Origin of the sequence: Sphingobacterium nematocida, assembly GCF_900168125.1 — a bacterium.
GTDB classification, from domain to species: Bacteria; Bacteroidota; Bacteroidia; order Sphingobacteriales; family Sphingobacteriaceae; genus Sphingobacterium; species Sphingobacterium nematocida.
In genome coordinates, this window is sequence record NZ_FUZF01000011.1 from 37,405 (window position 1) to 49,676 (window position 12,272).

The window sequence follows — 12,272 nt, forward strand, 5'->3', positions numbered from 1 at the left end:
ATGTCTATAGTAGCTTTGTATCAGGCATCTACTGAAGATAGGGAAGCATTGGAAATATTCGCTAACAGCCTTCAGCTAACACTTCCCTCGCGGACTCTCTGTTTTAAGGAAAGATTACAGTGTTGCCATCTAAATCCATATTGTCGGTAAAACCGATTTATGGATAATAGACAACAGCACAAAATCGAGATCTCAGCGTTTATAAGTTTAATTTATCCAAAAAGCTTTTCATTTCAGCCAATGTAACACCGGTTCCCTGAGCTACAACATTATACCTATTGCCTTCCAAATAATGAATAGCAGTCATCTTATCACTTTCAAACATACTCTCATCAAAAAATGACTGCCAGCCTTTGTATTCTACAATGGTAGTTTTATCGCCTGGCTGTACATCTTTCTTTATTTCCAGATAGCTTATCATATTTTCTCTCACTTTTTCTGCGCCTGCGCCTGCTCCATCAGCTATCGAAAGATAAATGTGGTTTTCACCGTTTTCATACATTGCATAAGCCGATGAACCTTTTTCGTTATCCTCGTAAGCCTGTATATCGGTAAGTTGAAAACCATGGAACGTTTTACTGAACTTGGCTTTAAATTCAGTTGCGTCTAAAGGTTTTAATTTCTTGAGGTCTATTGCCAGATTTTCGACTTTCAACGAATCGGCAACTGGGCTTTCTGTATTTGATGTATTGGTATTTGTTTTTTCATCGCTGGCTGATGCCTTGGGTTGATTGCAGGAAACAAAAGTTGTCATGCCTACCGAAAAGCTTAACGTGGCACATATGGTTGCCATTTTTAAATGAGATAAATTCATTTGCTTATAAATTGTATTTGTTTATAGTTTTATTCGTTTTTAATCTTGAATCAAACGATCTTAAATACAAAATTCGCAACTTATATCCGTCTCTTAAATCCCTGTTTTTGGCTATTTTTGCACCCTCATTTTTAAACTCTCCCTTCTATTTTTTCATTTTCTGAAGATAGCGTAGGTACAATTCCGTCTCACCTTTTAAAACCTCCCTCAAATTCCCCGAGCTTTAAATTAAATAAGCTAGGTCGCTCCTCAATGCCCAGATGGCAAATACTGGTCTACAGAAAATTGGTTTGATCCGATCTACAATGAAGCAGTCTCAAACTACCGTGTGGATAAAAACCGTGTATATGTGACAGGGATAAGTATGGGGGGCTACGGAACGTATATTGCCGCATTGGATCATCCTGAAAAGATTGCTGCTATCGTACCATTATGTGGTGGGGTAAATGACAGTGATACTTCTCGAATCTGCGTACTCAAAGATATTCCGATCCTGACATATCATGGAACTGCTGATAAAGATATATCCATACAGGAAACGGAAAGAATAGCTAAGGCACTAAAGAGATGCAGGGGAAATATTATATTTAATCGACTCAAAGATGAAGGTCATGGAATACAATACCTCTATGAAACTAATCCTGAGATCTATCAGTGGCTGCTGAAACAACAGAAGTCCCGATAGGTGGTTCAACTGTCGCAAAATTTGCGACAGTTGGTAACCTACGGAGATTATGACATCGAGGTTGTAGTAATTTGTAGGTTTGGTAGAAAAATCGGGAATTCCGATTTTTCTACCAAACCTCATCCTCAACCAGTTCCCTCTCTTTGAAAATATTGAGTACATGTTCATTGATTGTGGACTTAGATTTTTGGAACAGCTCACTCATTTGTTCCAACGTCAACCAGACGATCTCATTCTCCAAACGGGTTTCGATACGGGTACTGCCGTCATCATTCTGATAGATAACTAACAGAGATCAATTTGTTAGTTTAGAAGGACTGATGATGAATAAGAAATAAATTTAGAATCGAAAAGCCGATAATTGCGCTTAAATTTGCTTTGAATTTAAAAAGAAAAAGCGATGATAACGGGAATTTACGAAACACATATACAAGTACGAGATTTAGAAAAATCATTAAAATTCTACACTGAAATTTTAGGTTTAAAATTTGCACATCGTGACGAAACCCGTCCTATTATCTTTCTTTGGATTGGTGAAAACAAAAACTATATGTTGGGCCTTTGGCAGACAGATGAAGAAATTGATCCGCGCCATTTTGCATTTAGCAGTACAAAGGAATTTATCCTAAACGATGCTGTCAACTTTCTGAATCAAAACCAACTGGAACCTTACAATTTCTTGAAAAATGGCACGAGTGATCCAATGGTTTTTGCATGGATGCCCGCTTTAGCAATTTATTTCAAAGATCCGGACGGAAACAATCTTGAATTCATTTCCCTGCTTGAGGGTGACGCAAAACCAGAATTGGGTGTTGTGTCTTATCAGGATTGGATGAATGCGAAGTAATTGAGAGTGATTCCTTTTTTTCGCACAATGCGCTCGATGGTAGCTAATGGGCAAGTTACAAACCGCTGGACACACATACGCGATTGTTTTGATATCGGGGCTTCTTCGGAAAGATTAAAAGACAAGTACGACCTAAATTATCCCGATTGTGATATCTTCCATACAGGGTGTGGAAAATGACACTAATCGATTGGAATTATAGAGCACGGTACAAACAAGGGTCGACCTTCGGTGAGAGTTTGGCTGATAGCAATAGCGGGCGAAAAGTCTTCAATTTACGTTTTGCGCTTCAGTTTAAATTTGTACTTTAGTTGAAAGGTTGGGTTCCGTTTTGCCCGCCATCGCAAAGCCGCAAAACGTTGTGCTATATGCTAATCCAACATCGTGCACAAATTGAAACGAAAGAAAATCAAATGAAAAAACTGTTATTAATGCTAACAATTTTATCTTTTTTAACTCCTAGTAATGGGCAGGATAAAAAAGATAAAAGTAACTCACCAAATATTTCAAATACAAAAGAACATAAAGTTTTTTATGATAATGGGAAAATACAACAAGTCGGACAATTCGATGAAAACGGAGAACCTGTAGGAAAATGGGAAAAGTTTTATGAAAATGGCAATCTTGGGAAAAGACATTATTTTAAAAATGGAAAATTTGAAGGTGTGGATGAAGAATATTATGAGAACGGAAAATTAAAGAGAATTGGGACAAATAAAGACGACTTTGAAGAAGGGGAATGGAAAACATACTACGAGGATGGACAATTGAAAGAGATTCTAATTTACAAAGAAGGCCTAATAAATGGCGAATACAAAGAGTACAGAAATGGACAAATAGTATCAATAGGAAACTATGAAAACGGAGAGCTCAGTGGTCCGGCCAAATACTATTACGAAAATGGAAAATTACGGGAGGAAGGAAACTTCGAAGATTACAATAGAATTGGTGAATGGAAAAGATACGATGAACAAGGCAACCTAACAAAAATTGAAAAATATTGACGAAGAACGGAAGTGATACTCCTAAGATTCATACATCAGGGAAGGATTCACATAAAGTTGTATCCACAAATAATAATTAATTTTATTGCATAAAGCTTTGCATTTGTAGCTCGCCCCTCAGAGGAAGAACTCGAAGCAGAAATCTAACGGGAGAAAAATATATTGCACAAATGAGGCTTAGTCTATAGAGGCGAAGATTAACGCTTTGAATCTTGATACCGATAGTCTACCTCTATATACTGTACGGATCAAGGTGAACATTTATTGACAGCTACATTCTCATTGGTTTGGATAGCTATAAAAGCTAGTAGTATCCCTATTTTGAGAAAAAAACTTAATTTTGATATAATAAGCATCCAAATATGTATTATCAAGAATTTGCTCCAGATCCTGCCCTTGCTACTTATGTGAAGTATTTTTGGGTGTTGGAGGATTTATCTGGAGGTAATCTGACTAAGAATTTCAAAATTATCCCGGATGGAATTCCCGCATTGATATTTCAAGATAATGGGAATCGTTTTTTTGAAAAAAATGGTCGAGTTATGCCAGATTTATATATCTACGGACAATTCAAAAAACATACAGAAATTAAAGTACAAGGCAATTTCAGAACAATTGGGGTATATCTAGAACCTTATGCACTGAAATCTTTGTTTCATATTGATGCTCATGAAATAAGTGATCAAAATATTCCTCTCGAGGATATTTTCCCTGAATCGATACTTGATCAATTACTTAAGGCTGATACCCTGGGGGAGAAAATAGGCATTATTTCAAATTTTATTCGCTATAGAATAGTTAACATAAAGTATCAAAACGATAAGGCAGGTTATGCTGCTTCTTTATTGCGGGAAGGAAAGTCGCTTGTTGAAGTACAAGATAGCACAAACCTTACAGAACGATCGCTGGAACGCCTAATGAATCACTACATAGGTTTAACTCCTAAAGTGTATGCTAGAATAGCTCGTTTTCAATCCGCTTTGGCAGCCATGCGCAATGGAAACTATAATAAAATCAGTACCATCATCCACAAATGTGGTTACTTTGATCAATCACATTTTATAAGAGAATTTAATTCCTTTACTGGTGTTACCCCTAAATCATATAGTCGATGTACCAAGGAAATATTAACTAATTTCCCGGAATGGAATAAATAATCATCTGTGATAATTTAATTTACATTTGTCGGCTTTATCCTATTTTGATAAATACTATATATTCATTTTTGGTGAATATATTTTATAAAGATTAATATGATGAACTTAAAAGCCGTAAACAGATTAAATCCGAGCACCGTATCTGCTCCTGTAGGAAATTATTCGCATGTAACTTTTATCCCAAAAGATGCAAACCTTTATGCATTTTCGGGGCAGATTGGTACAGATAGTAATGGTCAAATACCCGATAACTTTAACAAACAGGTGTTTAACACTTTGGAGAATATCAAACTTCTTCTGGCTAGTCAGAATTTAAATAGTAAGGACGTTATTAAAGTTAATATATGGGCCACCAAGGAAATAGATTGGGATTATTTTGATCGTTTATGGAATTTGCTCTTTTTTGATGGTAATCCGTCTATGACAATAGCTTATGTATACGCACTGGGCTTACCAGAAATACATGTAGAAATTGAAATCTGGGCAGCTAAATGATAGATTGAATTCTAAATAGGCTGCAACGAGGGTTGATTTCCCCTATTATGAAGACCTTTCTATGATTAAGCTCTTAAAACCCATAACGCGCTAACCAATCTGCGCCTAGCCTGCGTACCTTGTTGGTCTCGCTATCGCAAAGCACCCATAGTGTACGGGAGTCTACCATAAGCTGATCATTGACATAAAACTCTACCTTTCGCGGCTGTTTGACGCCTTCGGGCGCCTCAGGATAGGTCTTAACGATAATTGTATCGCCCAAGAATACCTGTTTCTTATACTGGATATGATGGTCGTACAAGACCCAATAATCGTTTTCGTAAGGCGTTTTAACTTTTAGGATGTCCCAATGTTCGGCTGCAGCCTGCTCTACCCAATTGACAAACTGTACATTATTAACATGATTGTTGTGATCTAGATGTTCGGCACTTACTTTAATTTCTATCGTATGTATATATTGCATTTCGCTACTTTAATAATTCGTCTAAAAACAGAAGTGTGTGTTTCCAAGCTCTTTGGGCCATCAGGGGATTATAATCGGCCGACTCGGGGTTGGTAAAGGTATGGCCGCAATTGGCATAGGTGATTATCTGCCAATCTGCTTTTGCGGTATTCATCTCGACAATAAAATTATCGTAGTCGGCTTTGCTGACTGACTTGTCTTCTGCGGGATGCTCGACCAGGACTTTAACTTTAATCGGCGAAACTGGTCGATCTGCTGCACGGGCTAACCCGCCATGGATACTAATTACACCTTGTACTGAAAGTCCTCCTCTAGCCGCTTCAAGTGCGCCAGTACCTCCAAAACAATAACCGATTACTGCAATCTTTAGTGGGTCTGCTCCTTGTTTTATCAATGCATCCAAGGCTAGTTGAATACGGTGCTGATAGGCTTTATAATCATTCTTATACTGCCCGGCTAATTTGCCTGCTGCAGCATTGTCCGCAGGATTATTACCCTCTCCGTAGATATCGGCAATAAAAGCGATGTATCCTTCTTTTGAAAGATCTTGGGCAGCCTGTTTGGCTTCATTATCTATGCCTTTCCACGCGGGTAGAATTAGCACTCCTGGAAGATTCTTACCTTCATGAGCACTGACCATGCCATGGAGCTGTTGCGTACCGTCGCTATAGGTAACGGACTTAAGGATCTGTGCCTGCACAGTGATACCGGCCACTAACAGAGGTAATAATACTAGATATTTCATATTTATTTTTTTCTCTTTGCTAACATAACAACTTGATAATATAATTGTTTGAATCATCGGCAGCAGTTTGGCTTTGTTGTTTGATCGTGATGTCAGGACAATGGCAAAATATTCAATTGTCTCCACAGTGTAGAGAGAAAGTGGTTGTCGCAAATTTTGCGACAACCACCAAAGATGGAAAGGTGTATCGAGTCGAGTTAAAAAGAAAGTCAAATGAAATTATTGCACTTCTTTTAACCACCTTACTATTCCTTTGTAAATCTTGTCTGCCGTTTGTTTATGAAACTTTTCATCTAGTATCCTCTGCTCATCCTCGGGATTACTTAGAAAAGCGATTTCTACCAAACTGTTGGGGTATTCCGTAGGCGAGTTTAATAAGAAATTGAAATTGCCGATCAAACCAAACTCATTCAATCCCAGATCAAGCATTTCATCCAATATATATTTTGAAACCTCCCTACTGCCGTTGTGATGGTAGTAGGTGCTTACTCCCTTTACGTCTGTTTTGGATGAGGCATTCAAATGCAGGCTGATTAACAAATCGGGCTTTACCGCTTTAAGCTTCAGTACGCGATCTGTAGTGGCCATGTCAATATCTTCGGTACGCGTCAAATAGACATTTTTCACTCCCTTTTTGTGTAATCGTGTTTGTAACTCTTTAGCAAATTTCAGGGTATATGTCTTCTCTTCTGTACCGTTGGGGCTGACCGCCCCCTTTGAATTGCCACCATGACCTGCATCAATGGCTATAAAGAGATTTTTGATCCCTTTTTTCGCTGGAGCATGCTTGACCGATATGCGTAAAGACTTGTTGTGGTAATCTATGAAATAGCCCCAGTTTTGCTTTCCTTCGAGCTCGATATGTATACGGTAAACATCGTTCTCCAGTTGCTCACGGTACACATTTTTTACGATACGAGCTTTTCCCAACTGGGTGATCCATGTGGTATTTGAAGTCGCTCCAAATACATCAACGATAATCTTATTGGGTTCCGCAAGCTGAAAACTCCGGTACGGTAGTCGATCTGGTAAACTTACGGTCAATATATCGTAGTTATCTTTTGCTGACAAATGCCAAGAGCCACTCAAGACATCAGTGGAACTGATGCTGTCTGACAGTTGATGACCAGAGGTCACAAAACGTTTAGGAATATAGGCCATCCAATTTTTTGACAACTTGATCTTATATCTATTCTCTATAGAATCGAGTACCACTACACGCACGCCCGTATCTATAAAAGTCATTTTATCGGCTCCCAACCTTACCATACCATCGCTATACTCGATATAGGGCAGATCGCCAGTTGTTCTTCCGACCCAAGCTTTTTGAGCATACACTTGTGTACTACAACTAATAGCAATTAACACGGCATAAAAAATAGGCAAAAGATAGGTCTTCATAGGTTTCATATTCAATTGATTCGTCTCCTTGTCGTTGGTCTATAAACCAAAGAAACAACATAAGTATTTATTATTTAATAATTTACACAGAAACATAAATACTCCCAACGTTAGGATTCACGCTTTCGACGCAATACTGATACGGTATACTAGTCGATCCCTTTTCGTACTTAGCAATGCGATCTATAGCGGTCTGTTCTGTTAATGCAGATGTCACTTTACCACCTTTTACTAGCTTATCCAATTTAACGGGAGTATAGGGCCAGGGGTTTTCAGGATTATTAATTTTCACATGCAAAACCCATTTGTTTATTATTGTATTTTCAACCGTGTTGTTAGTCCTTTTTTTCAACTGACTGCTTCCTTTTCTAATATGCTCATCCACAGCCCCTACACTAGCGGAATCAACGTGTTTTACTTCCAGTGCAGTATGTTTGTCCAAGTAAACATCGGGTTCGATGTCCGTGTCCATACCCATAGTAATTGATTCATAGCCCAATCCATCTTCCTCAGCCTGATTCATGGCCGCCTCCAATTCCAAATAGATGCGTTCGGCCGAAACGATAGCTGTGTCTGTCCAATGGTTGAGTCGCAGCGCTTTCTTCCTCGCCAGACTTTCCTTAACATATCCATTCGCTTTATTCCGATTGGCCTTATCTAAGTAATGTTGTTGGTCATCCTGTGAAGGTTTATAAGCATTGTACAAACCCACCGAATAGTCTTCCCTCAATTCGCTAATGACTTCGGTATTCTCTTTGAAGTCTTCAAATTTGGAATTCGCTTCATCTAGTTCAGATTTTACTCCAGCCCGTTGAACAGGCTTTTCTTGCCCTGTCACCGATTGGGCGATCAAGTTATGTCCCTCAACCGGAACTCGTCCCCAACCTAATGCCTTCATGCCCATAATATCCGCCTCACTTTCCAAACCGGCATCGTCATTGATCTGGACATTACCCTTCAGCTGCATGGTCGCCCTCACTCTCCCCTGCTTCTGCTGTACCACGTGCCAAGCTTCATGCGGCAGGTATTGCTCCTGTCCGGGCGCGATATGGATATCCGTTCCTTGGGCGTAGGCATGTGCCTGCAACTGCGCGGGCTTTGCTGAGTTATAATGCACCTTTATGTCATCCATGGCATAGCCCGATAGGCTTTCAATACCACTTTTAAGCTTGTCTGGCAACCCTGTATTATTCGATTGCTGAACCATCTGCTTTTGTCCTGCAAACTCTTCTGTACGTGGACTTTCGTCTGCGATCCGCTGTATGGCGCCGATGGCCCGAGCTTCGTCCCGTTGGTCTACAAAATCGTGACGGGCATTTTTGTTTCGTTCTACGACATGACCTGTTTCTGAAATTGTGTTTTTAGGCTTTTCAACAAATGTTTTCATGAGATAGTGTTAAACAATGGGATAAGTATCACTCCTATTTCTATATACTAATATATGAAATTGCAACTTAAAATCAGAGATACCCAATAATATCTCTACGGAATATCTTTTCTTTTAAAAACGCGGATGACAAGTGGTAGGGCAAAAACTAAAAGTAATTGAAACAATATAATGTCCTTCAATGTAATTATCTTGGTCTTAGATCCCATCTCCTCCACCATATAAATAAACATAATAATAAGCTCTGCGCCCATAATGATACTCACTGCTAACGCATACAGGTAGTTTTGATTGATGTAATCGGAAAACCGGGGTACAAGTATATAACATAATGCAAAAACAAGCAATAGAAAAATTATTCCCAGTATTGCAAAAAAATACTCTTCCCAAAGTTCGGGATAATCGGTACTGACCAATTTGTATATCGTTGAATAGCTGATATCATTTTCTTTTATTTCCGGAAAATCGGCGATTTCAAATCGAGCAAATAAAAACTGATTGCGAATCTTATAAAAAGAAGATAGATCCACAGGCTTTACGTATTCGCGGACGCCGGTACCTAATTGAACAGAATACACGCCATCGATCATTTCATATAGACCGACAATGTAAGTGGTATAATCTTCGACTTTATGCGTATTGAAGGAGAAATACAGCTTTATGTCTCTGATCTCTTGTACTTTTATACTATCTATAGCGAGAGAGACTGATTTGACAAATTGAAATAATGATCTTTTGTTCTCGAAATCAAAGTCTGGAAGATAAAAATTGATAGCGATCTCTTTGTTCTCTTTGTTTGGAAGGGCTCTTATATCTTTAAAAATAGCTTCTATCAATCTAATCTGTTCATTTTTCGTGTTAAGGAAGTTTTGTGTATGGTCAGCACCATGCTGCACAAAAACAAACTCTAAAATAGCAGCATCGGGCAATAGCGCTAATTGAGGATGTTTTTCTCTTTTTTTCAAGATATTATCACTGTTTTTATCGATCCAATACGTCTGATAGATATACTGTCCACGATATATTTCATTGTAGATCTTGGCAACATAATCTTTCATAAACTCGTCATACTTCTTATCTCGGCCATCGATGGCTTTTTGTGCCCTGACGTAGTCAAGAAAATTTTCGACAAAATCGGTATAAGATAGATTCAGATTCTTGCTCAGCTCTTGGATGGAAGAAGAACCTACAAATACGGTGTCCCGGATGGTATCCCGTACGACAATACTATCATGAAATACTATAAATTTTAATCTATCAAAATCGCTTTCGGTTATACAATTTGGACATTCATAGTCCTGAGCTGATACAGGTGCTGTATTGCTAAAGAATACCAGTAGGCTAATAAGTAGTATTTGGAATCGCATATTTATCTAATTGTACCTTCTTTTTCGAGTTCTTTATCCATTGCTATCTGAAATAGGTCTTTGGTAAGTAGTGGTGTTTCTAATGTGTAGAGCATCAAAGCGCAACGTTGCACTACATTTATCATGCTACCGCCTGATAATTCTGCTTCGGCGGCGAAAGCGAGTATTTCTTGTTCATCAGATCTTAACCACTCACTAGGCAGCATTTGCTTCCACAACTGTTTTCGAGCTTGCTTTTCGGGCATTGGAAAATATAGGACTGACTGGAATCTTCGAAAAAAAGCTTCATCCATATTGTCTTTGAGGTTGGTCGCTAAGACCACCATACCTGGAAAGTCTTCAATACGCTGTAATAGATAGGCTACCTCTTGGTTGGCATGTCTATCGTTGGATGAATTGCCTTCACTTCGTTGCCCAAACAAGGCATCGGCTTCGTCAAAAAAAAGAATCCAATTCTGATGCTCGGCCCGATCGAAGATCTTGGCTAGGTTCTTCTCGGTCTCTCCGATATACTTGGAAACAATCATAGACAAGTCTACCCGATATACATCCATACCATGCTTCTTGCCGAGCAAGGATGCCGCCAGGGTTTTACCTGTACCCGGTGGGCCGTAAAACAAGCAACGGTAGCCAGGTTTGATGTATTTATTTAATCCCCACCGGGATCGGATATCTTTTTCATTTTGTAGCCACAGGGAAATGCTCTCTAGATCTTCGCGTAGGTGATGCGCCACCACTAAGTCTTCCCATTCTAGTTCTGTCTGCATTCGTTTGGCCGGAAAATCGTCGCTGTAATCTGGTCGATAGCTTTCATTGCCGAGCACTTTTGCTAAAAATTCTTCTGAAATGGTTAGCCTTCCGCTCAAAAATGGTTCGCCTGCTCCTTGCCCTTCTAGACGCAATATATTTTCTGTATAAAACCAATGCGATCTACTGAAGAGCCTTATCGCTAAGGCGCGACTTTCTGAATGGTCTATAGACAATAAAAAGGCTGCAGATTCTCCTGTAGGCAAAAAACCACCGTGTGATATTCCTTTCCATCCTCCAAACTCGGTATATGGCCGATCTAGCTCTTTGTTTTGGATAAAGAACAAATCTAATGCCTGAGGGTGGATATGCGGTGTAGTCGCCAATAGCAAAATGATGGTTTCTTCCCAGGTAAGCTCTCTTCCAGTCAGTCTAGACAGTTCATCGCTATCTAACGGAATATCCCGGAGGGAACTGTATTCGCTTTCGTGCTGAAAGTACAGCGAGAATGCGGTGTGGAGCAGCTGGGAAATATAAGATAGTATTAATTTTGTCATTCTCTATTTTGTTTCGTCGAATCGTAATAACTACTCGAAAGTGGCTAATCGAGAAGAAGAATTGCTTTGTCTTTATATTTTTATAAAATACGAGATGAAGGTGCTTGATTACTGGTACGTTGGCGCACAGAATTCTCTAATGGTTCTTTTTGAATAATCGATTTCATAGGCCTATTATTGCTTGGTGAAAGGATGTACAACATGTGTGTGAAATTGTTTTCCCATATTATACAATAAACCATGTCCCTGACTGGCTAGCACATGAGGATTTTCAGCCTTTAACGTATCCCATAGTCCTGCATTCTCCGTTATTAATTTTTGTCGCAATACTAGCTCATGTTCGGGCGACATGGGGATATTATTTCTATACATCATATGGTTCATACCTTTAAAAATACCCTTGGCTAAAAAATTGCTAGAACCTAGGTTCTGAAATAAGTCTTGACCTAATTGCTCTCTGGGATTTCGCTGTACAACTGGAGTATTCGTATTGTTAGCATTAGTCTTTCTATAAGCTTGTAATATTTGACCTATAGAACCTTGGTTCTTTGACTTTCTTTGAGCTGTTTCTTGCTCTTGTCTGGTTTGAGTTTCTGTTTTCAT

13 protein-coding genes are annotated in these 12,272 nt (G+C 39.0%); 5 read left to right on the forward strand and 8 right to left on the reverse strand.

The genetic code is table 11. From position 1 onward, the window contains the following. Positions 1-199: 199 nt before the first annotated feature. Positions 200-793, reverse strand: coding sequence for a hypothetical protein (locus tag B5X76_RS12495; RefSeq protein WP_079643450.1), 594 nt, complete (start codon positions 791-793; stop codon positions 200-202). Between the two features lie 319 nt (positions 794-1,112). On the opposite strand from B5X76_RS12495, the gene B5X76_RS12500 reads away from it, so the two are divergent. The 5 genes from B5X76_RS12500 to B5X76_RS12525 all read left to right on the forward strand — a co-directional run bounded on the left by B5X76_RS12500 (position 1,113) and on the right by B5X76_RS12525 (position 5,002). Beyond that, positions 1,113-1,499 carry a carboxylesterase family protein gene (locus tag B5X76_RS12500; protein ID WP_079643451.1) on the forward strand — a complete coding sequence of 129 codons (387 nt, stop codon included), beginning with the start codon at positions 1,113-1,115 and terminating at the stop codon, positions 1,497-1,499. A 400-nt stretch (positions 1,500-1,899) separates the two neighbouring features. Next, complete coding sequence (locus B5X76_RS12510) at positions 1,900-2,346, forward strand: VOC family protein (RefSeq protein WP_079643452.1); 447 nt, start codon at positions 1,900-1,902, stop codon at positions 2,344-2,346. A gap of 431 nt (positions 2,347-2,777) precedes the next feature. Beyond that, on the forward strand, positions 2,778-3,350 hold the full coding sequence (locus B5X76_RS12515) for a toxin-antitoxin system YwqK family antitoxin (protein WP_176141057.1): 573 nt from the start codon (positions 2,778-2,780) through the stop codon (positions 3,348-3,350). 362 nt (positions 3,351-3,712) lie between these two features. After that, positions 3,713-4,507 carry a helix-turn-helix transcriptional regulator gene (locus B5X76_RS12520; protein WP_079643454.1) on the forward strand — a complete coding sequence of 265 codons (795 nt, stop codon included), beginning with the start codon at positions 3,713-3,715 and terminating at the stop codon, positions 4,505-4,507. A gap of 96 nt (positions 4,508-4,603) precedes the next feature. Then, on the forward strand, positions 4,604-5,002 hold the full coding sequence (locus tag B5X76_RS12525) for a RidA family protein (RefSeq protein ID WP_217699655.1): 399 nt from the start codon (positions 4,604-4,606) through the stop codon (positions 5,000-5,002). 73 nt (positions 5,003-5,075) lie between these two features. On the opposite strand, the gene B5X76_RS12530 is transcribed toward B5X76_RS12525, so the two are convergent. The 7 genes from B5X76_RS12530 to B5X76_RS12560 form a co-directional block, all read right to left on the reverse strand. Further along, entirely contained in the window at positions 5,076-5,465 is a 390-nt protein-coding gene (locus B5X76_RS12530; RefSeq protein ID WP_079643456.1) for an acyl-CoA thioesterase, read from the reverse strand. Positions 5,466-5,469: 4 nt separating this feature from the next. After that, positions 5,470-6,210: a dienelactone hydrolase family protein gene (locus B5X76_RS12535; RefSeq protein WP_079643568.1), complete on the reverse strand. Its 741-nt coding sequence runs from the start codon at positions 6,208-6,210 to the stop codon at positions 5,470-5,472. 219 nt (positions 6,211-6,429) lie between these two features. After that, a complete protein-coding gene (locus tag B5X76_RS12540) occupies positions 6,430-7,611 on the reverse strand; it encodes an N-acetylmuramoyl-L-alanine amidase (protein ID WP_176141058.1) in 1,182 nt (393 codons plus the stop codon). Between the two features lie 82 nt (positions 7,612-7,693). Further along, positions 7,694-8,998 (reverse strand): eCIS core domain-containing protein, encoded by a 1,305-nt coding sequence (locus tag B5X76_RS12545; protein ID WP_079643458.1) that lies wholly within the window; start codon positions 8,996-8,998, stop codon positions 7,694-7,696. 95 nt (positions 8,999-9,093) lie between these two features. Beyond that, positions 9,094-10,365 carry a hypothetical protein gene (locus tag B5X76_RS12550; RefSeq protein ID WP_079643459.1) on the reverse strand — a complete coding sequence of 424 codons (1,272 nt, stop codon included), beginning with the start codon at positions 10,363-10,365 and terminating at the stop codon, positions 9,094-9,096. A 2-nt stretch (positions 10,366-10,367) separates the two neighbouring features. After that, positions 10,368-11,669: an ATP-binding protein gene (locus B5X76_RS12555; RefSeq protein WP_079643460.1), complete on the reverse strand. Its 1,302-nt coding sequence runs from the start codon at positions 11,667-11,669 to the stop codon at positions 10,368-10,370. A 174-nt stretch (positions 11,670-11,843) separates the two neighbouring features. Then, entirely contained in the window at positions 11,844-12,272 is a 429-nt protein-coding gene (locus B5X76_RS12560) for a hypothetical protein (protein WP_079643461.1), read from the reverse strand.